Source organism: Lentzea sp. NPDC004789 (assembly GCF_053601075.1).
In genome coordinates this window covers 1-24028 of record NZ_JBSGBE010000036.1, presented here as the reverse complement: position 1 = coordinate 24028, position 24028 = coordinate 1, and the positions used below count along the sequence as shown (strand labels likewise).

The 24028-nt window shown below is 64.4% G+C and carries 18 protein-coding genes; 10 read left to right on the top strand and 8 right to left on the bottom strand.

Annotation, left to right across the window (positions count from 1 at the left end; genetic code table 11):
- The first annotated feature begins 94 nt into the window (after positions 1–94).
- Positions 95–1528 carry a sensor histidine kinase gene (locus ACWEIJ_RS44005; protein ID WP_449843246.1) on the top strand — a complete coding sequence of 478 codons (1434 nt, stop codon included), beginning with the start codon at positions 95–97 and terminating at the stop codon, positions 1526–1528.
- A complete protein-coding gene (locus ACWEIJ_RS44000) occupies positions 1528–2181 on the top strand; it encodes a response regulator (protein WP_449843245.1) in 654 nt (217 codons plus the stop codon). The genes ACWEIJ_RS44005 and ACWEIJ_RS44000 overlap by 1 nt, the downstream gene beginning before the upstream one ends.
- Here the strand turns inward: ACWEIJ_RS44000 and ACWEIJ_RS43995 are convergent.
- A complete protein-coding gene (locus tag ACWEIJ_RS43995; protein WP_449843244.1) occupies positions 2156–2863 on the bottom strand; it encodes a phosphatase PAP2 family protein in 708 nt (235 codons plus the stop codon). The two genes, ACWEIJ_RS44000 and ACWEIJ_RS43995, sit on opposite strands and share 26 nt — an antisense overlap.
- Before the next feature lie 280 nt (positions 2864–3143).
- Here ACWEIJ_RS43995 and ACWEIJ_RS43990 point away from each other — a divergent pair, with 280 nt between their 5' ends.
- From ACWEIJ_RS43990 to ACWEIJ_RS43980, 3 genes are all read left to right on the top strand, one after another.
- Positions 3144–3431, top strand: a complete 288-nt coding sequence (locus ACWEIJ_RS43990; protein WP_449843243.1) for a hypothetical protein — start codon at positions 3144–3146, stop codon at positions 3429–3431.
- A gap of 483 nt (positions 3432–3914) precedes the next feature.
- A complete protein-coding gene (locus ACWEIJ_RS43985) occupies positions 3915–5132 on the top strand; it encodes an IS110 family transposase (protein WP_449843289.1) in 1218 nt (405 codons plus the stop codon).
- Between the two features lie 55 nt (positions 5133–5187).
- Complete coding sequence (locus tag ACWEIJ_RS43980; RefSeq protein ID WP_449843242.1) at positions 5188–5814, top strand: hypothetical protein; 627 nt, start codon at positions 5188–5190, stop codon at positions 5812–5814.
- Positions 5815–7002: 1188 nt separating this feature from the next.
- Here ACWEIJ_RS43980 and ACWEIJ_RS43975 read toward each other — a convergent pair.
- Together ACWEIJ_RS43975 and ACWEIJ_RS43970 are read right to left on the bottom strand one after the other, a co-directional pair.
- Positions 7003–7725 (bottom strand): hypothetical protein, encoded by a 723-nt coding sequence (locus ACWEIJ_RS43975; protein ID WP_449843241.1) that lies wholly within the window; start codon positions 7723–7725, stop codon positions 7003–7005.
- A 178-nt stretch (positions 7726–7903) separates the two neighbouring features.
- The gene (locus ACWEIJ_RS43970; protein WP_449843240.1) at positions 7904–9229 is read right to left on the bottom strand and encodes an AlbA family DNA-binding domain-containing protein; all 1326 of its coding nucleotides are present in this window, start codon (positions 9227–9229) and stop codon (positions 7904–7906) included.
- Positions 9230–9412: 183 nt separating this feature from the next.
- Between ACWEIJ_RS43970 and ACWEIJ_RS43965 the strand changes: the two genes are divergently transcribed.
- From ACWEIJ_RS43965 to ACWEIJ_RS43955, 3 genes are all read left to right on the top strand, one after another.
- Complete coding sequence (locus ACWEIJ_RS43965; RefSeq protein WP_449843239.1) at positions 9413–15598, top strand: hypothetical protein; 6186 nt, start codon at positions 9413–9415, stop codon at positions 15596–15598.
- Positions 15599–15802: 204 nt separating this feature from the next.
- On the top strand, positions 15803–16165 hold the full coding sequence (locus ACWEIJ_RS43960) for a hypothetical protein (protein WP_449843238.1): 363 nt from the start codon (positions 15803–15805) through the stop codon (positions 16163–16165).
- Between the two features lie 99 nt (positions 16166–16264).
- Positions 16265–17557, top strand: a complete 1293-nt coding sequence (locus ACWEIJ_RS43955) for a hypothetical protein (protein WP_449843237.1) — start codon at positions 16265–16267, stop codon at positions 17555–17557.
- A gap of 486 nt (positions 17558–18043) precedes the next feature.
- Here the strand turns inward: ACWEIJ_RS43955 and ACWEIJ_RS43950 are convergent, their stop codons facing one another.
- On the bottom strand, positions 18044–18505 hold the full coding sequence (locus ACWEIJ_RS43950; protein WP_449843236.1) for a hypothetical protein: 462 nt from the start codon (positions 18503–18505) through the stop codon (positions 18044–18046).
- A gap of 223 nt (positions 18506–18728) precedes the next feature.
- On the opposite strand from ACWEIJ_RS43950, the gene ACWEIJ_RS43945 reads away from it, so the two are divergent.
- Positions 18729–19007 (top strand): hypothetical protein, encoded by a 279-nt coding sequence (locus tag ACWEIJ_RS43945; RefSeq protein WP_449843235.1) that lies wholly within the window; start codon positions 18729–18731, stop codon positions 19005–19007.
- 40 nt (positions 19008–19047) lie between these two features.
- Here ACWEIJ_RS43945 and ACWEIJ_RS43940 read toward each other — a convergent pair whose 3' ends face one another.
- Complete coding sequence (locus ACWEIJ_RS43940) at positions 19048–20826, bottom strand: IS481 family transposase (protein ID WP_449843234.1); 1779 nt, start codon at positions 20824–20826, stop codon at positions 19048–19050.
- A 105-nt stretch (positions 20827–20931) separates the two neighbouring features.
- Here ACWEIJ_RS43940 and ACWEIJ_RS43935 point away from each other — a divergent pair, with 105 nt between their 5' ends.
- Positions 20932–21075: a hypothetical protein gene (locus ACWEIJ_RS43935; RefSeq protein WP_449843233.1), complete on the top strand. Its 144-nt coding sequence runs from the start codon at positions 20932–20934 to the stop codon at positions 21073–21075.
- 63 nt (positions 21076–21138) lie between these two features.
- On the opposite strand, the gene ACWEIJ_RS43930 is transcribed toward ACWEIJ_RS43935, so the two are convergent.
- The 3 genes from ACWEIJ_RS43930 to ACWEIJ_RS43920 all read right to left on the bottom strand — a co-directional run bounded on the left by ACWEIJ_RS43930 (position 21139) and on the right by ACWEIJ_RS43920 (position 23934).
- A complete protein-coding gene (locus ACWEIJ_RS43930) occupies positions 21139–22260 on the bottom strand; it encodes an ATP-binding protein (RefSeq protein WP_449843232.1) in 1122 nt (373 codons plus the stop codon).
- 71 nt (positions 22261–22331) lie between these two features.
- On the bottom strand, positions 22332–23291 hold the full coding sequence (locus tag ACWEIJ_RS43925) for a hypothetical protein (RefSeq protein WP_449843231.1): 960 nt from the start codon (positions 23289–23291) through the stop codon (positions 22332–22334).
- A 73-nt stretch (positions 23292–23364) separates the two neighbouring features.
- Positions 23365–23934 carry a hypothetical protein gene (locus ACWEIJ_RS43920; protein ID WP_449843230.1) on the bottom strand — a complete coding sequence of 190 codons (570 nt, stop codon included), beginning with the start codon at positions 23932–23934 and terminating at the stop codon, positions 23365–23367.
- Positions 23935–24028: the final 94 nt, after the last annotated feature.

The window sequence follows — 24028 nt, the reverse complement described above, 5'->3', positions numbered from 1 at the left end:
TAGCGTGCGGTCCACACAGGCCTTGCCACATCGTCAATTCTGTTTAGGACCAAGTGCTCTGCCTGGGACGTAACACTCTGGGTGAGCGCGCCGATTGGATGAACGCGAAGCGAACGACGACTACGACGTGTGGACCGCCGCCATGCACCACTCCGTATTTCCGCGCGCCCGCTGGGTGGTCACGCCACCACGCGCCGTGTACGCCGAGTCGGCTGTGTTCTCGATCTGCCTGGCACTGTTGTGGTGGCAGGGCGACCGGCTCGACCACCTGTGGCCGACCGCGGCGGGTGACGTGTTCACGTTGCTGGCACTGGCATCCGCCTGTGTCGCGACCGCGGCGGCGATCGTGGCCAGGATGATCCCGCGGTCCGTGGACGAGGCCGACCGGCGGCTGGCCGGACCACTCGCCTTCTACGGCGTGATCATGATTCCCGCGAGTGTCTTCGAGCTGCCGAACAGGTTCGGGTTCACCGTCGCGATCAGCGGATTCGTTGCCAGCAGCCTGTTCCTGGCGTTGATGACCTGGGCGCTGTGCCCGGAGCTCTACGCAGGGATCCGGTGGCCGACGGCGGTGGCTCTCGCCGTGCTGGTCACTCTGGTGGCCGCTGTCGTCGCGCAGGTGGTGCCTTTTCCCGTCAACGAGAAAGGGCCGACGCTCGCCACCATCGCCGTGGTCGTCGGCTGGTTCGTCACCGCCGCGGCGTTCGTCGTGGTGGGTGGAACGCGTCACCAGCCGGTCACGTGGCGAGTCGGTTTCGGACTGACCGTGGTCGCCCTCGCCCACGTCGACAAGCTCGCGCTGAGACCGGAGCTCGGCGCACCCGACCTCGACTTCGCCGCGCTTCGGCTGCTCGGTCTGCTACTGGTTCTCGCCGCTCTCACCCGCCCCGCGCTACGAGCCATGTCCGAGACACGAGACCACGCCGAACGGCTCGCCGCCGCCGAACGCACGGCACGCGAACTGGCCAGCGACGCCGCCGAGCGCGACCACGAGATCCGCAACCTCGTCACCGGTCTGTCCGGGGTCAGCCACGTCCTCGGGGAACGCACTCCGCTCGGTTCGGCCGTGCACGCGGAGCTCGAACGGGTGCGGTACCTGCTAGGCCACGCGGCGTCGCAGGACGGCGTTGTTCACCTCGAGCCGTTGCTCACGCGGCTCGTCGCGTTGCACCGGGCGCGTGGGACCACCATCGAGCTGCGGGTGGCTGAGGGTGCGCGCACGGTGATGCCCGCGGCCGAGCTCGCGCAGGTCGTGACGAACCTGTTGGTCAACTGCGAGCGGCACGCCGCGGGTTCGCTCGTGCGGATCCTCGCAGGCTCCGGCCCCGACGGCGTGTGGATCGAGGTGTCCGACGACGGTCCCGGCTACACGCCGAACGGCCGCCGGGGAATCGGGCTTCGGGTGTGCACGCGTCTCCTGTCGGAGCACGGCGGAACGCTGGGGATCGGCTCGGATGAGAGCGGGCGGGGTTGTGTGGCGCTCCTCCGCCTGCCCGGTGCCTCCGGCAGGGCCGCCGAGGCGGTCTGATGACGGCCCGGACTGTGCTGGTCGTGGACGACCACGCCCTGATCCGGACCACTTTGGTGATGGCGTTGCGTTCCCAGGGGTTCGACGCGTTCCACGTGCCAGTCGCGCGTACCGCCGCCATCCTCGCCGAGGTCCGTGGATGCCAGCCCGGCCTCGCGTTGCTCGACCTGGACCTGGGTGAGGGCGTCGAGAGTGGTGCAGAGCTCGTCAGGCCGTTGCGGTCCATGGGCTGGTCCGTGCTGATCGTGACCGGTAGCCGCGACCGCTACGCACTCGCGAGGGCCGTCGCACAGGGCGCCCTCGGCTGGGTGAGCAAGACGGACTCATTCGAACACCTGCTGGCCGTCACCGTGGACGCGGCGGCGGGCCGCGAGGTGCTCAGCCCGGCCGCCCGTTCGGAGCTCGTCATGCTGTACCGGCAGCTGCACGCCAGGCATGAAGAGCTGGAGAGACGCCTCGGCAGACTGAGTACGCGGGAACGTCAGGTGCTCGACCGGCTCGCCGCGGGTGTCCAGGCGGCGGCCGTCGCCAAGGAGTTCGGCATCTCGCTCGCCACGGTGCGCGCGCAGATCAGGTCCGTGCTCACCAAGCTCGATGTCGGGACGCAGCTCGCCGCCGTGGCGCTGGTCAACGAGGCGAAGATGCCGGACTAGCCGCTTTCAGCGGGCTGCGGGGCGGGCGCCAGAAGTTGAACGCCGCGGTCATGGCCACGACCCAGGCGGCACCGAGCGCGTAGCCCGCCAGGACGTCCGAGATGTAGTGGACGGACAGCGCCACCCTGGACGTGCCGATTCCTATCACCATGACGATCGAGAAGGTCGCTGTGGTCCAGCGCTGCACGCGGTTCAGGCTGCTCCAGAAAAGTATGAGCAGCAATGAGTACGAGACGACGGCCGACTGGGCGTGGCCACTGGGAAAACTGAGGCCCGACGCGTGGGCCAGCGGGTTGGCGACCACCGGACGGGCGCGGTGCACGACGGTTTTGACGATCTCGTTGAGCACGGCTCCGCCGGCTTCGGTGACGGCGGCGAACGCGGCCAGCCGAGGACGGCGCCGGTACAGCAACCAGCCGGTGACTACCGTGAACACGGCGAAGTAGACGGGTGCCGACCCGACTGTGCTCAGCACCTTCATCACGGTGGTGAAGGAGTTGTGCGCCAGGGCGAACCGGTGCAGATCATCTCTGGCTCCCTCGTCGATCTCCCGCAGCGGTGGCCATTTGTCCTGGACGAAGAACAGCAGCAGGCCGAAGGGAATCGCGACCAGGGCGAGGGCACCCAGCGCCAGCACCGACCGGACTCCGAACCAGGAGCCGGAGGGCGTCGGATTGGTCAAAGGGGAGTTCACCACGGGTGACCCGCCTGGTCGGACAGGTTGATGTCAGCGCTCACCTCGCTGGTCTCCCTCCCGTTGTTTCCGGTGTGGACGGGGCGGCTGTAGTCCGGGATATCCCGGTTGCCCCACCCGGAACCCTTCTCGTGCACGACCAGACTGGCGACACTTGCGCCGATCGCAAGTCCGATCGCCTGTCCCTGGTCATTGCGGCGTGCCGGGTTCGGTGCTCGATGACCTTGCCGGCCGTGCGCGACCGTGGGGCGCGGCCTATCGTCGTCTGATGAGTTTCGAGATCCACAGCGACATCGCGGAACATCCGGTGTTCGCCAAGCTCAGCCTCGCGGCCTTCGGCTTCTGGGCCAGGGCGGGATCGTGGACCTCGCCGCACCACAGCCCGGGGTTCGTGCCGGTGGGCGCTATTGCCGATCTCGGCGATGACGAGGATGTCACCCCGTTCGTCGCGGAGCTTGTGAAGGCCGGCGTGTGGACGGAGGCGGCTGCGGGCTATCGGATGGAGTTCGGTCCAAGTACCGACTGGCCATTGCCCCTGTGGCGGTATACCCCGTAGTAAACGGGCTGCTCTGCGTCCTCGCGCATGTGGACGACGCTGAACTTCACCCGCGATGCACTCCTGGTGCTACGCCCACCGGTGCCTGTTCCACCGGGCGCTCTCTCGATCTGGACGGTGTTGCCGTTGACGCCATGTTGGTCACCACGTCGGAGCGGCCCTCCTGGTTGAACCGGTACCACCGCACTATTGCCATACTGTTGCAATAGTTGCCTTCTCGTGCGAAGCGGTCCGCGGCTCCTGCTGGCCGAGCCCATGCCGCAGACGAGGTACGCCAAGATCGCGGCAGCAGCTGCCGGTGAGTAAGCACTGGGTTGAAGCGGGTTCGCGAATCCTTCCCGAGACGCGTGCGCTTGCCGGTGGCTGGGGATGAGCGACCGCTGAGGGATGTCGTGCCCGCCTGGCGCTGGTGTGAGCACATCACCAAAACCTGTCGGCGTTCTCCCGCTGATCGCTGTCGTTCGAGGCGTGGAGGTACGTGAGGTGTTGTTCGTCGGTGATGACTGGGCTGAAGGTCATCACGACATCGAGATCATGGACACGAACGGCAAGAAGCTGTGTGGCACACGATTGCCTGAGGGCGTCGAGGGCATCCAGCAGCTGCACGCGTTGATCGCAGATCACGCCAGCGGCGGCCCGGATCAAGTGCTGGTCGGCATCGAGACCGATCGCGGGCCGTGGGTGACGGCACTGGTGGCTGCGGGCTACCGGGTGTTCGCGGTCAATCCGCGCCAGGCCGCTCGGTTCCGGGAACGCTTCGCGCTGTCCGGAGCCAAGAGCGATGCCACGGACGCGCACGCGCTGGCGGACATGGTGCGAACGGACTCCCACCAGCTCCGCGAGGTGGCGGGCGACAGCGACCTGTCCGAGGCGATCAAGCTGCTCGCCCGCACGCACCAGACGTTGATCTGGGAGCGGCAACGGCAGGTCGCACGCTTGAGGGCGCAGCTGCGTGACTTCTTCCCGGCCGCGCTGGCCGCGTTCGGCGAAGACCTGGCCGCGGCCGAGGTGCTGGATCTCCTCAAGCGAGTACCGGACCCCGATGCCGCGGCGAAGCTGTCGCGGGTGGAGATCCTGGCAGTGCTGAAGCGGGTGGGCAGGAAGCGGCTCGTCCATGAGCGAGCCGAACGGATCCACACCGGTCTGAGTTCCGAACAGCTCCGGTTACCTGCCGTTCTGCAGCGGGCCTACGCGATCACCGTCCGAGCTTTGGCGGGCGTGATCGCCGCGCTGGTCGAGCAGATCGACCTCGTCGAGGCCGAGTTGGTGAAACGTCTCGGCCGGCATCCGGACGCGGAAATCTACCTCTCGCAGCCCGGCATGGGTGAGATCGTGAGCAGCAGGGTGCTCGGTGAGTTCGGCGACGACCCCACCCGCTATGCAGGAGCGAAAGCGCGGAAGAACTACGCCGGCACCAGCCCGGTCACGATCGAGTCTGGCCGTAGGGGCACGGTCAACGCCCGCCACGTTCGTAACACGCGGTTGATCGACGCGCTGATGCGCCAGGCCATGTGCGCCCTGCGGAGCTCACCAGGCGCACGGGCCTATTACGACCGCCAGCGCGCTCGCGGGGTGCCGCACAACGCTGCCCTGCGACACGTCGCCAATCGCCTCGTCGGGATCCTCCACGGCTGCCTCGCCTCCCGCACCACCTACGACGAGGCCACCGCCTGGGCCCACCGCGCCGAGCGGGCCGCCTAACTTCCAGGGATGTCTCGGGCCCGTTTCGGGCTCGCAATCAGGGACCCTGCAGGACGTGTCTCGTGCGGTCACGGTGATCATCGCGGCGGTCGTGAGCCTGACGTTCCTCTTCGGATTCGGCAACGTTCTGAGTCTCGCTCTGCGGCTTGGAGTGCCGGTGTGGGTGGCCCCGCTCATCGCGCCAGCCGTCGACTTGTCGATCCTCGGTCTGCTTCTGGCGACGAGGTACCTCGCATTGCACGGTGCGTCGGTGAAGGATCTCCGGCCGCTGCGCAGGTTCACTCTGTTTGTCAGCGCGGTCTCGCTGGCGCTGAACATTGCCGAGCCGATCCTGTCCGGTAACTATGGCAAAGCGGCGTTCGACGCGGTAGGTCCGATGCTGTTGATCGGCTGGGCTGAAGTCGGACCACAAGTCCTTCAAGCGCTGGCCCGGATCGAGGTACCTGACGCACCCGTTGTCGAGCGGCGACTGACTGGTGGCCAGCGCGAGCCAGGTACCGGGCCTACAGATGGCGATCTCTCTCGAGCGCGTCGAGCTGACGCGCGGCACTGGGCGCAGCATCGGCGGCCCATATCGGCGGATGCCCTTCGACGCGAACTGGAGATCGGAGCTGACCGAGCTCGCGAACTGGTGGAAGTCGTTCGGGACGAGGTTGCGGCGAAGGTGTGTACAGCGGTGTAGACGGCGGCCTAGGCGCCCGTTCTGGAGACGAGCACCAGGTTGTTGAGCTTCGGCTTCTCCGGCGGAGGCTGGCAGCGTGGTGATGTGTTTGGGTAGCCGTGTCCGCGGTGGCGGGCTGGTCGTGCCAGCTGTGAATCGGAGGGCGGTCCTGTCCACACTCACGCGGCTGGTCGCGACCATGAACGGCCCATGACAGTCCGGCTGGGTTCGTAGCCGCCCCGCGATCGTGCCCTGGCTTGAGGTGGAACGCGATGTTTAGCGGAACGCGGCCGCGCTCTGGCATCCTGTTCTCATGAACTGATGAGTGGTCTGACGCGTCCCCCAACGCGTTGTGTACTGACCGCAAGGCAACACCTGCCCCAGAGGCAGCACCGCCCAAAGGGAAGCGGGGCCGGTCGGGAACCGGTTGGAGCGTGGCAAGCCAGCCACAGTTCCCCCCAGTGACTTGAAGCAGCCGACAACGCCTCATTCACTGGAGATATCGCACATGACTTTGACCTTGATGATCCTCGTCCTTGCCATGCCTGCCGCTACCGCACTGCTTGCCTGGGTGTGCTGGCTCCGCTTCAACCTGCTGATCGCACGTCTGCACGGAGTCCCGGGCCTCAAAGCCACACCGGCGATTGCAAAGGCATTCCGTTCACGAGATTGGCTGCGCTCACTGCGCGCAAGACCGCCCCAGGATCCATCCGAGGACGGCGGTGACGTCGGTGAGTGAGTCCATCGGCGAGTCGCGAGGAGACCGGATCTCTGCCGCTCTCGCGGCCAGAAGAGCGAAAGGGCTTCGCCTAGGTCGCCGCAGGCAATGTCCCGACGCGGTGTTGCACCTGGTAGTGAGCCTCAAGGTTCGTGGCGCAGGTCCGACCGAAATCGCGCGGATACTCAACAGCCGGGGCGAGCTCACCCCGGCAGGCTCTGACCACTGGTACCCATCGCACGTGTGTCGGCTGCTGCAGACGCAGGACGCACGCCGCTTGATCGAGGGAACCGGCGAGCTGTCGGCCTGACGAACCGGCCAGCTCGATGTCGGCGAGTGTGCTCGCCCTCGGTGTGCTGAGGGCGAGCCCTCGGCGCCGAAGCGTGACGGCGTTCGCGCTCCCTGAGGGCAGTCAGTTTGGTTCGATGACCCCTCAATCCGCTGCACGCCGACATCAAGGGCTCGATCAAAGCATCGTGGCTCACCTGCAGTCAGGGGCATGCGCGCAGGTTGGTCGCTGCGGCCCGGATGATCGTGGCTACAACGGCAAGCACTGCGTCGCAGTCGTCACGGACTTCCTCCATCTTCCGGCGCCACCGTGCTTTGCTGTTTGGGGCCGATGGATCTTCGTAATCCAGGTTGTGGACGATCGCGTTTCGTGCAGCGAAGAACTTGTCCAGAGTTTCGATCTGCGCAACTGGGAGCTGTGCGTTCGAGATGCCCAGGGTGTCGCGCACTCGAGTCTTGACGTCGCCGCTGCCCTGCATGCTGGCCTTGGTGCGGACATCGATGTACGCCTTGATCATCTGCTTGCGCGGGTCGCTCGCAAGGATCGCCTGGGCTAGTGGATCGGAAGGACCGGTGGCGAGCTCCTGCTTGATGAAGTCGTGGAACTTGCGGCCAGCAGTGGCGTTGCCCGCGATGAGGCTTTCCAGTGTGTCCGGGAGGAGACGTTTGCAGCAGGCATCAAGACCGCTGGAAGTAAAGACCAGTGCCGCGCGGAGGAGGTCTTCCTCGTCACTGGCGAGTCGGCCGCGTGTGTCTTGGCCTGTCGTGGCCTGCTTGGTGGCGCGAACGGTTGCAAGGGCGTCAAACAGCCCGGTGACGCTGCTATGGCATCCGACGAGGTATCGCCACGCTCCGGTAACCGCTGAGCCTGTGGGTTTTCGGGGCAGAGGTGTGAGAGCGATCGCTGTGTATCCGGCGCCAGCCATAGCCTTCTCCCTGTGGTCGTCGCCCGGTCCCAACAGGATGAGCGGCTATTTGGTGACACCAAGTACGACAGTGCTCGGCGGCGTCTCTCCGACCGCCGCGTGCAGGTACAACAGAACCAGCACGACCCCATCTTCATAGCAACCTTTGACTACTTGATCCGGGGTTCCAGGATCAGCCTCAGTCGGGAATGGTCGAACCGCTCGCCCCGAACTGATGGTTGAGATCATCAGCGAGCTGGCGAGCCACACCGCGCAGAGCAGAGGCATCGTCCTCCGCGGAAAACCCGGCCTCCACCGCCACCGGATTGCGTACTGCCCGTGATCCAGGAACCCGCTGGTAAAGCGAGCTCATCCCGCCGATGAGCTGGTTGTCGATCGCCTCGAGCGGTTCGCTGGCGGCCGCCTCACCGGTCAACAAAGCTGCGCGGGCGAGGATCGTGCCGACGGCGCCAAGCCCTCGGGCATGGGTCGCAGCCAGCGTGACTGCCTCCACGATCACAGCATCAACGATCTTGAGGTTCACCTGTATGGCAGTCGGAGATGTGCCAACAACTTCCGCACCCCGCATGAACGCTCCCAACGCGACCGCCAAAGCGACGGAGCCGTCGTGATGAAGTTCCACCAAAGCCCAGTTGACTCGTTCCTGGGCGTCGGTCGAGTAATGATTCGACCGGATGACCCAGCGTCGCAGACCATGCTTCGCGTTGTTCACCGCATCACCCGACAACAGCTCGTTGAGCACCGGCACCCTGCCTTGCTCCCGTCCGAACACCTCAGAGGCCAACCGCAGACCGGTCCGCAGAGTGGTGGGCACCTGTTCGCGTTGCGGGCGCAGGCTCAGGAGTGGCAACGGCGCGACAGGCCGCGTTGCTACAGCAAGCCAGATGCCCTTCTCGAAGTCGATCTCGGGCACCAAGCCATCGATCAACGCGCTCAGCGCCGCCCGATCGTCGGCCCGTCGGGAGAAGCGATCACGGTAGGCGCGTTCGAGCTGGCCCTCCGACATCCACAGCGTGTCCGATCCGTTGCGGTGCGGGATGCCCATCTCGCTCTTCTCACCGAGCACGTGTGGTGCGTCGGGACTCGGAGGCACGGATACAACGATCAGGCCAGGACCGTCGTCCTCACCGTTGAGCGCCTCGATCAGCAGGCTGTCCACCAGTGGGCGCAGGTACTTGTTGGCGAACGATCGCATGGCTTGTCTGTCCTTCTCGCCATTCGGCACGCCCACGAGCTTGACCGGCAGCTCGTTCTCCTCGGAGACCCCATAGACGATCAATCCGCCGCGGGTGTTGGCCATCGCCGCTACGTCTTTGGCAAACTCTCGCTTCTTCTTCTCCTTGACGTCGGGAGGCAGATCCTTTCTCCACGCCAGGTCTCCCTTCCAGTCCAGGTCTTCGTTTTCACGAACGCCTTGTGCGATGGCCTGCTCCACCATGGCGTAGGTCAAGGGCTGCGGGGAAAGGCCAAGTTCGGCATGGATCCGTGACCACATCGTCGCCATCGGCCGACCCTAGCCAACCCGCCTGCCGACGAAGCGAGGCTCGCCGGGACGTCGTCGCGTCGGAGGTACGCCTGTACGCGATGGCTGCACTGCTGGAGTCAACGCCTGGCGCGTCGGACACGCGGCGGGGAAGTTGCGCATCCAAAATGATGTGCACTCAGATTGTGGGTGACAGCTGAAGGGATGGCGATGACGCGGTTGCCAAGTGAAGGTGAGAGGTCGGCCCTGGTTGGGTTCGCCGGCCAGTTCCAGTTGGCAGCCAGGATCGTCATCGCGAAGCTCGGCACGCTTGAGTGGATCCACGTGGCGGATCCGGCTGCGGGGATCGCCGACGACTTCCAGTTCAAGTCTGGTGAGCGGCGACACGCTCTGCAGGTCAAGTGGTCCCAGCTCCCCGGCATGTTCACCTGGAGCGACCTGACAGCAGGTGAGAAGGACGAGCCTGGGTTGTGGGCGAAACTCGCTGGAGCTTGGAGTCGCTTGCGAGGGGCGTCCACCGAGCCGCTGACTATCTACCTGTGCACCAACAACCATGCGTCCACGACCGCGGCTAAAGGGACGACACCGCTCGCCACGTCGGCTGCAGACAAACCGCGTAGCCTCGCGGCGTTCTTGGCTAGGGCGTTCATTCCCGTACGCGAGATGGTTGTCAGCGGCGCTCGGGCATGGTCCGACCTTGCTGCGCTGCCCGAGGTTGTGCAGTGGGAGCCAGTCTGGACCCGGCTTCGTCAACTCAGTGGGCTGTCTGATCATGACTTCGTCTTGTTCGTCCGAGACCTAGAGTTGATGTTCGGGCTCCAGCCGTCCAGTCCGTTGCTGCGTCCTGACGAAGCGCCGGACGACCGCGAAGTTGACCACCTAGCCCAAACCCTGCAGAACATCGTTACCGACCCCTCGCGGAAGGGGCGGCTAAGTCGTGATGAGCTGCTGAGCAAGCTCGATTGGGTAGATCGCTTGCGGTATCGCCATCCTCACCGCTTCCCGGTGCCCATGGCCTACGTGAGCAACGAGGCGGCTCGTGAGGCGCTGGAGTCGGCGGCGAGCAACCTGATTGGCGGATACCTGGCGCTTGTAGGACCTGCTGGCTCGGGCAAGTCGACGTTGCTCACGACGATCAACTTTCCTGGGCACCTCGTGCACTACTACGCGTTTGTCCCGGACGCTCCGGACCCATTGAGTGGCCGCGGCGAGGCAGACAGCTTCTTCCACGACCTGTCGTTGGCTCTGGAGGACACCGGCCTCCGCCGCAGTGGCGTAGGCACCGACTTGCGCAGCCGTCAGCGGGTCCTGCTCGACATGCTCGATCAGGCCGGCGTCAGGTGGGAGGAAGACAACGAAGCTACGGTCATCGTGATCGACGGGCTCGACCATATTCCGCGTGAGCAGAGGCCGACCCGCTCGTTGCTGGAGGAGCTACCTGCGCCCGCTGCGTTGCCCCACGGAGTGTTTGTTGTTCTTGGTACCCAAACCTTGAGTGTGGTGCCGAGCCCGATTCAGGCAACGCTCGCTAGCGAGGGCCGGACCATTGAGCTACCTCCGCTGACGAAGCAGGAAGTGGAGCAGCTCGCGGAGGCTGCGGGCTTGACCGAGTGGCTATACCCAGGTCACATCAAGAAACTTGCGGAAGCCAGCGAAGGGCACCCGCTGGCGTTGACCTACGTGCTGGAGGAACTGAAGGCGCTGGAGGAACGTGAGCTGGATGCTCGCGTCCGGCAGGAACTTGCGAGCCGGTTGCTCACGGATGCGTCGACCTACGGTCGCGACATCGAACAGCGGTACAGGGGATACCTACGTGCTGTAGGCGACGAGGCCGCCTTGGCAGACTTGCTTGGAGTGGTCGCTCGTCTTCGCGTCCCTGTGAACGTCCGTTGGCTTGCCACATGGGCTGATCCTCATGCCCTGGACGAGTTCGTGCAACGGACCGCGCCGTTCTTCCATCGCCACGGTCCTGAATGGCAATTCATCCACAACAGCTTCCGCAGGTTTCTCGCCGACGCCACCGCCCGAGTGGGTGGAGAAGTCAACGCTGGCAGGGACGCCATGCTGCATCGGAAGCTAGCCAACCTCTGCCTTGGATCCACTGATGAGTGGTTGGTGTATCGCGACGAGGAGATCGCGCACCAGTTCCTTGCAGGTGAGCATGCTCGTGTCCTCGAACTTGCAACACCAGAGAGGCTGCGCCACTCGCTGCTAGACCTTCGTCCAACCGCGACAGTCCGCGACCATGCGCTGCTGGCGCTGCGCTCCGCGACCGAGGCAGGCGACGTACCCTCGTATTTGCGGATGCTGTTGTTCCGCAACGAACTATGGGCGCGTGACCTTGTTCTAGAGCCCGACAATCTCGCACTCGCTGTGCATCGGCTCGATCCTGCGCTAGCAGTGGAACACGTTGCCAGAGGCGGCAAACTGAGAGTCAAGGCAGGTACGGCACTCAAGCTCGCAGCTACCTACGCTGCTGGCGATGAGATAGACGCCGTACAGCGGATTCTGCGAGCTTGCGGCGGACTGGCCGGGCTAGTCGCACGTGACGTCCCAGACGGGGAAATCGTTGCGGACTGGGCGGAAGTGGTCTGGCATCTGTCGGGAACTGAGGAGGTGCTGACACAGCTCGACCGCCATCTACCGCTTCCTCAGGGCGAACTTCCGACGATCCCGTCGGCAGGCGACCCGGGCTGGGAACGAGTGCGAGAGCTACGCCGCGAACTGGAGTCGATGCAGAGCGCCCGTTACTGCAGGCGGATGGCGCATGCGCGGTGTTTCGATCTGTCGCTGGACCTGCGAGACGATGAGACGCTCGACGCGCTCACGGCGGTAATCGACGCGGAATCGCCAACATCTTGGCGAGCTAGCGCACGGTACTTGCGTGCACAGGCCGCAGCCCAGGACCACTCTTTCGCTGAGATGCGCCGCTGGGTAAGTGAGCTGATCGAGCTAGATGCTCCAGTCGATGCGCAAGAGCTAGAAGAGGACGAAGACGTCGCATCGCAGGACCTGAACCGTCACGCCGTTCCTCTTGACATCCGGATTGCCGCAGCCGAACTTCTGGTGAGCGCTGGCATGGTTGATGCTCCAGAGATCGACGCACTGGTGCCGCCAGGAACCGTTGCATCCTGGCCTGATATAGCGATGTCGAACGACGACGGCCTTCAGCAGTTCGGCGTCTTGATCGCGCTCCGGCGGCTACGTGAGGCGCGTCCAGATCCGACCCAAGAGGATCCCGACGCGTTTCATAGCCGCAGAACGCGGGCAGATGACGCGGGCACCACACGATTCCGGCAGGCGTTGGCGGTTCTGGCCAAGTTGGAAGGTCAACTGCGCTTGTCCGCGGCGGGTCTCTGTGAGCCGCCCAAGGTCACGGCTAACGCGGATTCGATCGTCCGCCTGGTGGAGGTTCCGTTCCATGTCAGCCGTGACTGGAGTGGCTGGTACGTCGTCGGATCTGCGGCGCTTGGCATGTACCAGCGTCTTGTCCGGCTTGCGGTTGGCGCTGGCGGTGACGAGTTGGGGATGTTGCTGGGAAGATTCGAGGCCGCATGGTCTAGCTCCGAGCGTGCTCGGTACTGGAGTCCTGAACGGCGGCAAACAGTGTTGTCGTCCGTGATCGCAGCTTCGCCGGCCATGACTGGCTGGGCCATTGAGCAACTCGACCTTCTGGAAGAAGACCTCGACGAACGTGCTGGTGACCCGCACGAGCGAGTAAAACTATGGCTCGCTCAAGCGAAGGCATGGCGTCGGGCAGGCGACTTGGATCGTGCGCGGCAGTCACTCAAAAAGGCGGTCCGTGCATCGGCTGCAATCGGCGCGAGCGACAAGGACCTACAGCTCGCAGAGTGGGTTGACTGGTTGGCCGCGGCATACCGCGCAGGGCAGATTCCTGCGGACACACTGGCAGACCAAGTTGCCCGATACTCATCGCGTGTCCAACAGGCTGCAGGTGTGGCGAGCGGGCAAGCACAGGAGGCTGCTGAGAAGCTGACGAGCCTGGCTTTTGCCTACGATGCGGAGCTCGCATGTGCGGCAGGAGAGTGGCTGTGCGACAAGGAAGTATTGCCTGGCAGTGATCTTGTACAGACACTCGTTTTAGCAGCATGTGTACACCCAGAGATTCCGGTAGGTGTGGGTGCGGCCGCCGCTGCACACTTGCTCTACCCGCTCGTACTCGAACCCACCTCGAAGATCGAGGATGCGGTGGTCGCCCGCCACGAACGGGACACGGACGGGCCGACCGAGTTGCTGATCCGAGCTCGAACCCTCTGGTCAGTACGTGAGCCTTCTGGGTCGCTAGAGACGCCTGAAGCGTCGTTCCAGGAACTACCGGAAGCAAGTGGGCCACAGACGATCGAAGCGGTTCTGAGCGCGATGCGGAGGGCTGCCACTATTGAAGACTGTCCCCCTGGAGGCTGGGACGAGGTGGTGCGACACGCGGCACCTCCCACGGTTGTTGGCGCGAAGGCTCGCGCGCTGTTGGAACAAGCGACTCGTCTGAGGCTTACTGGGCAAGCGCTCGGCGACCTGGCTGCACTCGCTGCTCGATCTGGTGAAGCAGAACGGGCAGCAGCAGCGCTTTCAGATGCTCTCAGCCGCCTGCCTGGGTACGGCTGGATGAGGTACTACGACGGCGGCAGCCGGCTCAAAATCTTCGATGCTGCGCTGGCTGATCGTCATCCGATTCTTGTCCGGCTGGCCAGAGAGGACCTCTCCACCTGCCTTGCGACTGGCGCCCTGGCCGGAAACCTGGAGCCGCAAGGGCTGAAGAGAATCATCGAGCTGGTTGGTGGGCCAGACGCGGTCGCAGGATCCTGGCCGGACGTCGAGAACTATCTCGACCAGATCGCTCCCGCTGCATCGCCCACAGCGGCTGAAACCTTTGAGTCATCGGCAGTGCAAGCCGGACCTCTGATGGCCTTCACTAGATGGTGCACGAGGTACCTGGGGCACCCGACTCGAATGCTCGACTTCGGCTCCAGACGGACCCTGCAGGTCATCCTGGATCACGATCCAGCCATCGGACAAGCTGTACTGGCAGAGGCAATCTCTGTTGGTGGTTGGACAGCAGAAGCAGCACTATCCACTTTGGTCAATGCACCTGAGGCAACGTCAGATTTGCGGTTGGCTCCGAAACTTGTCGCGGAGCTTGAAGCGACTGCTGTGGGACCGGACGCGATCTTGCGGGATCTGGCTAGACGGTTTGCTTCCAGGTACGACATGCAACTACCTCGTCCTGTACCGCGGCCTCTAGCAGCCGGGTACGGGCTCATTACCCCTCCGTTGCAAGACGTCTCACCTCCAGAGCTGGACCGCCATGGTGTGCCGCATCTAGATCTAAACGATCCACAACAGATGGTGGCGCCCTACTACGAAATGCTCGAGCTGCTAGCCGCGGCGGCAGGCTTGGGTGAGTCGGCAGTGATGCATCGTGCAGCCGCGCTTGCTAATGCCGTAGAAGGTAGGTGGACCATCGGCGGCCACCGGGCACAGGCTAACCTCTTGACCACGCGTGGTGAGCGGCATGGATACCGGCCTTGGGCTTACATGGTCGGTCGTCGTGCCATGGGACTGGTGCTCGCCGAACTCCTTGATGCGAGTGAACTGGGGGATCCCCCTCCGTATCCGGCCTACAGCCTCGGACTGATCGATGTCGCGCTGCACTCGATAGCGCCCGAGCCTGTGTTGGAGTCCACTCCGCGACCGTGGCGACCAGAGGGAACATCGACGCACAGCGTCGGAGGCTGGTGCGACGAGACTTTGGCTGCGGCAGAGGTCTACAGGAACGCTTACGCGCAAGAGCAGCCCTTTGTCCTAGCAGAAGAAGCGGAGTGGCGAAGCCTCGAATGGAGCACGCCTGGCGAGACCCGCCGACTCGAGACCATGCTTGCACCGCCGCTGACAGCGGGCTTGGTCCTTGACCGGAGGCGAGCGTGGGAGGCGGCATGGTCGTTGGCGAACAAGTACCCGCGGCTGGATCTACCTCGATCGCACGGTGAGCTCGTTGTGCACGGCCATGAACAATGGACTGACCCGGAGTGGTACACCTGGTTGGCATTGCATCCCGCCGTAGGGGGCGAACTCGGATGGAGGCCAGACCCGCTCGAACTCTTCGCGTGGGTCGGGGAGGACGGCGCGTGGCGAGCTCGCAGCGTTCTTCGTGTCCACGGAGCTTTGAGCCACCAACCTCCTGCGACTGTTGCATGTGGGGAAATTTGGCAGGTCGTGCTGAGCGAGATCGGACTGGAAGAACTCGCAACCGCCTACCCGAGCTTGCGTCGTCGGCTGAAGGTGAAACGCGAGCTCTCTGGAAGTTCACGTAGCGGTCGCCCTGCTCAGTCAGCGGAAGAGGTAGTTGAGTTGCCGGACGTGGCTACTAGCTGATCTTCGATGAGAGGGGCGAGTCGGTCAAAGTCGAAGCGTCGAAAGGGGCGCTACAGGTAGGTCTACTTAGGACTGGCTGAACAACGTTCGCATCTCGAAGGTTCGTACCAACGCGAGCTGTGCCGGCGGCGCCGCCTTGTCGTTAGGAACCCGCACGGCCAGCATCGGGCCCTGACTCGGGAATCATCTGAAGGGACTGTGGCTATGCGCGGCGACGAAGCACTTGTCGTAGACGCGTTCTGTGGCTGGCTGGAGGCCGCTGGCTGGTCGGTTGAGGTTGAGCGTGACCGGTGGGACGTCGTGGCATCAAAGGACGGCAATCGGCTGTGCTGCGAGGCCAAAGGCCGAACAGCCGACGCAGGTCTTGACCTTCATACGGCGTACGGCCAGATCCTTTGCCGCCAATCCGAGGAGGATGACCTCACCACCAGCTATGCCCTGGTGATCCGGGACGAACCGAAGTCGATACGAGCGGCCCTGCGTGCGCCATCGAGGGTCCGAGCGCTCCTGCGTTTGACAATCTATGCGGTAGGCGATGGTGGCGTGGTTCGAGTGCTCACCTCGTGACAGCTACAGCCCGCGGACTGTCGTGAGCGAGCGGCACGTTGGTCAGGGCTAGGTACGCGCGCGAGAGCAAACCAGTTGCCATCGGTGGATGCTTGATCTGTGAACCGTGCATGGATCGATGTCGAGCAAGGTCGTCGCCAACTGGATTGGCTAGTTGGATTCGGCGACCTGGACGAGGCTGACTTCCTCACAGCAGCAGGCCGACAGGTGGGTGTCCGCGCGGCTAACGAGCTGGAACAGTTCTTCGGGCCAGGCTGGCTACACAAAGCCACACAAACGATCGCGCCAGCACAAAAGCCGGACCTGACGCGGTACTGGCCGTCGTTGCGGAAGGCACCAGCGTTTGTTGCCGCATTGGCGTTGTGGGCGAGCCTGCAACTGCTGACAGTCGACCGCGTGGCGGGGGTCGGCAAGCTGCGGGCAAACCTCCGCGACAACCCCGTCCGTGACGAGTTCCTCCACGGCATCGGCCAGGCACGGCTTGCTGTACAAGCTCGACTGGCTGGCGCGCGCGTGGTTCTCGAACCGCGTAAACCCCAGGGCGGACCTGGAGATCTTCTGGCTGTCCGTGCAGGTAGCGAAGTGTTCATAGAGTTCCGCAGAATCGGTCTGGATAGCGCGTCAACCAAGCACCACGTTCGAACGGAGCAGATGACCTGCTACCTGATCCACCTTGAGCAGAAGCACTCTGTCCGCTGGTCCGGGGTGCTGCTGCTGAACCTTGGTGATGACTGGCAGAGGATCGTCGAGGATGCCGCGGTCAGGGCCGCGCGCGACGACCGGTCGATCGAGTTGACGATCGACGGCGACACGCTCAGGGTCGAACCGGACGCTGCGTCGGTCCACACAACATTGGCATCCCCTGCGCTCGAAGTGGACCAGCAGGAGCGGCTAGTCCGTGCCCTGATGAAGAAGGCAGTCCAAACACAATCGGCGGGAGCTGCGTGGATCTGGCTTGAGGACGACGGCGCGCTGTGGCCGATGACGGCCTTCGCGCGCTATCCGCTCACGCAGAAGATCAGAGTCCTTGCCGACACTCTTGGACCACTATTCACAGAGCATCCCCACGTCCTCGGCGTCGTTGTCACATCGACCGAACACCGGATGGACGGTCCAGTCGACCCGGATAGCGAAGCAACCGAGCAGGGTGCCGGGTACCTGAGAACACTGCCTGACGGCACGGTCCGCGAGTCGGTCGTGATCCCCAGGAACCTCGTCGTGCCTGAGCAGTACGCGCTGGTTCGTCAGCTGTGCGCGGACGAGCCGTCGTGGTTGGACGGCGCTCTTCCACGGCTCGGCGTCCCAGGCGGTGTGAACAGCCTCCTATCTTCTCAGAAGTCGACCGGTGTTGAAACTCGGCGCTCACCTGGGGGCCTGTACCTGCCCGGATGAGCGCCACCCGACTACTGTGAACCCCACAGTTCGACGTCGATTTTGCGGTGACCTCAAGGCTTGGGGGGCACCGCAACGTCTAGCGTCAGTGGTGACCACGGGTCGTGCCGGCTGCCACGCCAACGACTCAACTGCGTCTGACTACTTCGCATCACCATGGCCACAAGGGGTGACTGGTGAAGGCCGCGCCGGCTATGAGCGCCACAGCAGTAAGGGTTGAGGATCTCGCGATTACGCGGCGTCGTCGGTTCTTCGGATGGACGTTGAGCGAGCGAGCCTCGGACCAAGCGATGAGTTGTTCAATCCCAGGCGAGACGTCACTGATGAACTGGGAAAAGCGCTCGCCCAATCGAAGGCGGCGTTGTTGTCGCGCTGGCATCCGGGGTCCCTTCATGCGCGGCCTCAAAGTGGCCCGAGCTGTGCTGCGACTCCAGTGTGAAGGGCCGCGTCTCACCAGCCCCGTTTGTCACATCAGCCCCCTCCGGATCAGACCGCAGCCTCCTTGACGAGCGCGTTGCCAAGCCATTCGTTGTCCACGAAGGCGTGGATGCCCGCGAAGTTGTGCGGTGTCATCGCCTCGGCGACGGCTTCCGTCGCGTGCCTCACGTTGTCCAGCTCCTCGCGCAGCGCCGCCGCCATCCTGTCGGTGGTCGTGTGGGCGAGGCCGTGTAGCAGCAACGACATACGCGAGAGTTGGCTGACGAGGGCGATCAACGAGGTCGCAATGGGACCCGGCTCGTCGAGCCGCCCCGACACAAGGGGCCGGGAATACGCCGCGACGGCGTCTTCGAGACGCTTCTGCTTCTCGCCGAGTTGCGCTGCAAGGGGCATCAGCGCCAAAGCGCGGAAATACCGGGCTGGCAGAGACTGAAAAGTGGGTAGCAGAGCCAGAATCTCCTCGCAGGTCTCCGTCGCTGTAATTGCCAGCTCAGCGTCAATAGCGTCCATTCCGTCACCCTAACGTCCGCTCAGCGCCGATCATGTGTTGGGCGTAGCCCCGATCCGGCGATCCCGCGCCGCTCCGCCGCTTAGCCCAGTCCTTCGCTCGATGTCAGCACGGAGGTCGACATCCCCTGTTTTTCACCTGTTTGGGCGTGCGACAGCACCGGCTGGTGGATTCGTCGGCGTGCCGACGGATCGATGCCACTGCTGTGCGGTGATCGTGTGCGATGTGAACCTTGAACCGCGTGGCACGGCCCACAGTTACGAAGTGCTTGGCCGGCTGATGGTCGCCCTGTTCGAATCCGGCGCGCCGGGTGCACTTGAGGGAGCGCAGAACTTCAGGTTCTGGGAAACGCTGGACGGTGGGTTCTCCCTGACCTGGGACCGCGGTCCCCATGCTGACGAAGTTGCCAACGAGCTGCTTGAGATCGCAGCAGACGACGACCGGACGCACGTGCTACGCCCCGGCGACGTAGTGCTGATGTGTGTGGTCTCAGGAGATGGTTGACGGTTTGGCCTCAGCACATCCTTGACGAGGATCTTGTGGGTTAGCGGCGCTTGGACCAGGCCTTGGTCCGGGTGATCGGCGTGTTCGTCTTGCGGGGGTGGATGGCGAGTTCTTGTTCGCCGTCGAGGATCCGGAAGTGGGTGTCCTTGGCGATGATGGTGACGATCTTTCCGGCATGGTTGGCGCCGACCCGCAGGCGTTGCCGGGCGACCATGATCACGCCGTCGCGGGGAACGCGGCGTTCGGCTCGTGGAGCCCGTCCCGATGGCGCCGGTGGGAGCGCGCCGCTGGCGTGCCGGGCGCCGGTGAGGGCCAGGCGCTTGTCCAGGGTGATCGTGTAGGGCCAGGACTTGACGAGCGTGTTGTCGGCGACGGCGTGCATGAGGTGCCCGTCCAGGCGCAGCGTGATGCGACGGCCGACCAGCCCGGGATCGACGGAGAAGTCCTCGTTGTTGAACCTGATCACGCCGTCGCGGACAACGGAGCGGTCGACCTCGACCGCGGTCGTTTCAGGCAGCCGGGATCGGCCGCGGCCGGCGCGAGGGAGCGCGGGCGCGGCGGGCGCTGGCCCGGCGGGGCGGGCACCGCGCAGCAGCAGATGGCGTAGGTGCTCGTCGTGCAGGCGGGAGCTGACGGTCTTGAGGTGGTGGCCGTCGAGGATCACGTGGATGCTGCGGTCGTCAGCCCAGACCCCAACCGTGCGGCCGGAATAGGCCGGGCCGATCCAGAGCTGCTGGCAGCCAGCGATGGTGAAGTGGCCGCAGGGCGGGACGCGTACCTCCCACTCGACTGCGGCCGTGGAGCCGGTCGGCGGCGGTGCGGTGTCCACGAAGACCGGCGTGGTGTCCGGTGCAGCCTCCAGCTCGAGTACAGACGCTGGGGGCACCGTCAGTGGCTTCGGAGCGCTGGGCCGGAACAGGCTGGCCGGAGTAGCCATGTCCAACGCCTGGTGCGGGCGGGCGTGGTTGTAGCTGTGCACCCAGGCGTCGATCGCGTTCTGCGCCGCGTCCAGGGTGTCGAACGCGGTCACCTCGTCGAGCAGCTCCTCCCGCAGCGTCTTATGGAATCGCTCGATCTTGCCGGTGGTGGTCGGTGATCGGCGTTTGGTCAGCCGCTGGCTGATGCCGTTCTCGCGGCAGACCCGTTCGAACAACACCTCTGCCGGGAACGGGCGAGTGAACCGGCCGGTGAACTGCTTTCCGTTGTCAGTCAACACTTCCGAGGGGACGCCGTAGCGGCGCATCGCGGCGGTGAACGCCTCGACCACGGCCCGACCGGTCGGGATCACGACGACCGCGGCGATGACGATGAACCGGGAGTGATCGTCGATGCCTGTGACCAACTTGCACTCGCGACCATCGGCCAGGAACACGCCGCCGACAAGGTCCATCTGCCACAGCTGCATTGGCGCTTCGCGTTGCCATCGCTTGTACTTCCGCTTGTGTTGCTGATCCTGGCCGTTGATCAGGCCGTTGCGGCTGAGCACTCGATGCACCGTTGCCCGAGACGGGATCTTGTCGACGTTGCGGCGACCGAGTTCATGGCGGACCCGGCGGGCACCCCAGCGGGGATGTTGCCGCCGCAGTTCGCAGATCAGCGCCTCAACCTCGGCCGCCACGCGGGTCGGTGTCCTCTTCGGACGTCGCGACGCCTCCTGTAAGCCGGCGATGCCGTCCTGCGCGTAGCGGTTCCTCCAGGTGTGGATCGTCTGCCGCGACACGCCATACCGGATCGCGACCTCGCTCACCGGAGACCCATCACCGACCTCCAGTACCGCCCGGTAGCGCTGCTCGGCCTTCCACGCGCCGGTCTCGTCCATGCAGCCCTCCATGATCGGAAGGCGCAACAAGATCAACAAACCAGCGCGACGTCAAGCATGTACTGACGACAAACCGTCCAGGAAGTCCTGAGACCACACACATCAGTGCTCGTCCACAATGGCGTAGCCGACCTGAGCCGCTACACCACCGTCGACATCCAGAACGTGCGCATCCTGATCCGCCCGCACGACACCATCGGCCGTGATGCCGCACTCTCCGAGGCGTTCGCGGCGGTACGCGCCACCTGAGCCGCGGGCGCGTACTCGAACCGGGGCTAGGTCGGTACCAGTTGTATCGACCTCGCCTCCGCGCTATCCCAGTCCGCTTAGCACGAGCCTGATGGTGCTAAGCACGGCACGTTCGGCGGCGTCGATGACCTCTCGGACTGGCCGGTACGTGCCGAGGTCGGTGGCTCGACCTGTCCAGTAGCCATCGAGTTCGTCCTGCGGGATGAGCTCCAGCGCTAGCTGACGTAGATACTGGTCGGGCGACCCGTTATCCCGCTCGGTCCAGGGCAGGAAGACACCAGCATCGCGTCGCTCCATCGCTCTCATGTGCAGCCTCGCTGTGAAGGCGGCACACGCCCTGTACTGCCCATACAGGTGTTCTGGAATGTGCGGCCTGATCATGCTCACGCGCAGCTGAAGGCCGTCCATGTCGTCGGCGTGCTGCCACATCGTGAGGTTCCCGAGCGACGCGCGAAGGCTAGGTCGTGTGATGGCGTTGGCATACTCCGAGTCCACTAGGAGGTCGTACAAGTACTCGACGCCTCCCATCAGGCGTCGCTGCTCAACCAGGCAGCTCCAGACTTCGTTCACTGCCCGGACGCGTTCCTCATGGACGATGCTGTTTGTGAACAGGCGCCTGACGTCGCCCGAGTTTGCCCTGATGCTGGCGGCGCCCCGGCGGATGAGGATGTCCCCCGAGCGGAACTGTGGCTGCTTGTCTGTGGTCTGGCCGTCCATCGCCGCTAGCACAGGTTGGGCGAAGCGCCGTCGGAAGTGGACTATCCCGTAGCGCTTCTCCTCGTTGCTGCCGGGCTCGACCAGCATGTGCTCGGCCGCTACGACGATGAAGTCGCCGTCGATGTACTTCTCAATCGCTCTGCGGATGGCCGTGGTGTCGATCTTCTCCGTTGTGGCTAGACCGACGTGCTCGTAGTCCTTGGCCACCCCGACTATGAGCGTGCCGCCTGCCGGCAGATTGCAGAAGGCAAGCGCGTCCTTGGCGAGGCTGATCCTGGCGGAGTTGGTGGAGAGGTCGTTCAGGGTGGCCTTGAAGTCCCACTCGTCGCCTTCCCCACGCACGTGCACAAGCTGCTCGAATGCCTGGCGCGAGATCAGATCCTGGTACTCAGCGACGTCGTGAGATCGCTGGCCAGACGCACTCGTCACAGCTCGGTCCCTTCTGTATCCGGTGAGGTAGACGCTCACCCTGTTGGTCGCCTACGTCGTTGGGGCGGCCGCTGCAGAGTGCCTTGCGTTGGCGGATGGGGAGGGTTGTGTCAGTCGTCCACTTCGGACGTTTCCGGCATCAGGGTGGTTCGCCAGCCGTTGCCTGCGGTGTACCTGCAGGCGACTGGACCGAGGATGAGCCAAAGCACGTCGATCTGCTCGGGTAGCTGAAGTCGTCGTGTTGGGCGGAAGGAGATGCCCTGCTCGCCTGCCGATCTGCACTCAGGTTCGGTGTCGTAGTCGAACACCAACACGGCATGCCGCTGCGCGCTGGGTTCGGTACTCAAAGAGTCGAGGAGGTTCTTACTGTGTTCTTCGCTGGCTAGCCAGAGCTCGACGCGGTCGACGAGTATGTCAGCGCGACCGGTCCGGACGTAGCCGGAAGCGAGCACGATGTCGATGCCGGGTTTCTCCTCGCCGATTGGTGGGTGTGCCAGGCACAGCGCGTTCTGGGTTCGGACGGCTATCGCTTGTTCTGCCACGGCAACTGTTGATCCGTCGAGCCTGCTGAGTCCCTGCGCCAGCCCAATGTCATGCTCCTCGAGCGCGCGCAGGTGCGTCTCAAGGTCACGCGGCAGCTTCCCAAGTCGAGGCGTTGGCGGGTGTTTCGGTCCAGGATGGCTCCGGCGCCACTCGGCTTCTCGTTCGCTCCGAGTGACGATGCGCCAGCCTGGAAGATGCTGGGACAGGGCGGCGGCGTCCTCAGGATCGTCTGGAGGGAACTTCGGCAACGGGTCCAGCGTGGTCGAGTTGTTCGGTAGGTCGATGAAGACGGTCCATCGCTTCGTCAACACCGTGGAGTCCGACGAACATTGCGTTCTTGCAGCTACGGCGACTAGCTCTCGATATGCCGAGCTGGTGATCTCCTTTACTTCCACCAAGGCTGTGCGACCTTCGTGCACGGCGTGGAAGTCGGCAGTGGGGCGATCCTGCGTCTCAGAGATCCGGTCAAGGCGAACGCCGAGCTCCTGCTCGAGGAGCGCGCGAGCTCGATCCTCACTGGCCTTCATTTGCGATCCCTGCGTCCGATGGCGCATCTCCTAGTCGATGCACTGCGTTGCCCAAGCCACGCCCAGGCTTGAGTCAGAGATTAGAACGGCGCCGTTCGTCGAACAGGCGCCAGCCCTCGGCAAGCATTTGAACTGCGAGATTCGCCATGAGCGCGATCTGTTGCTCTGTCGCGCTCACCTTCACTCCGACGAGGTCATCGGTCGCTCCTGGAGACAGCTCATTGCGCAGGAAACCTAGGGCTGCCCATCTGCGGGCATGCGTCAGGCCACTGCAGATCATCCACGCCCACTTCGCGCGCATGCCAGTCAGATGTCGGGCCTCGTCTCCTGCGGTAGCGACGATCTCACCCCAGCTGACCTGTCGCGCAGCAACCTGGCTGATCCGTTCCTGGGACATTCCTCGGTCGCGCGCCAGTGCCTGTAACGCGGCTTTGCGGTTGTCGCGCTGGTGAGCGGCCGCCATCAACTCCATGGCTTGAGACTCGTCCCATGCGTCGGCCCATTCCAACCTCAGTAACCGAAAGACTCTTTCATCTCGGTTGACGGGAGCGAGGAGCCAGACCGCGATCGCTGCGTTCTCCAACGCCGCCCGCAGGAGGGTGAACCCGCCGCGAGCGGGAAGCGTGTGCTGCTCCTGGATCACTAAAGGTTGTCCCGTAACGGTGTGTCGCCGCGATCGATGATCTTGGTGTGGATCAGGTGATCAGTGCGGACCGGCCGGAGTGGGTGCCGGTGTT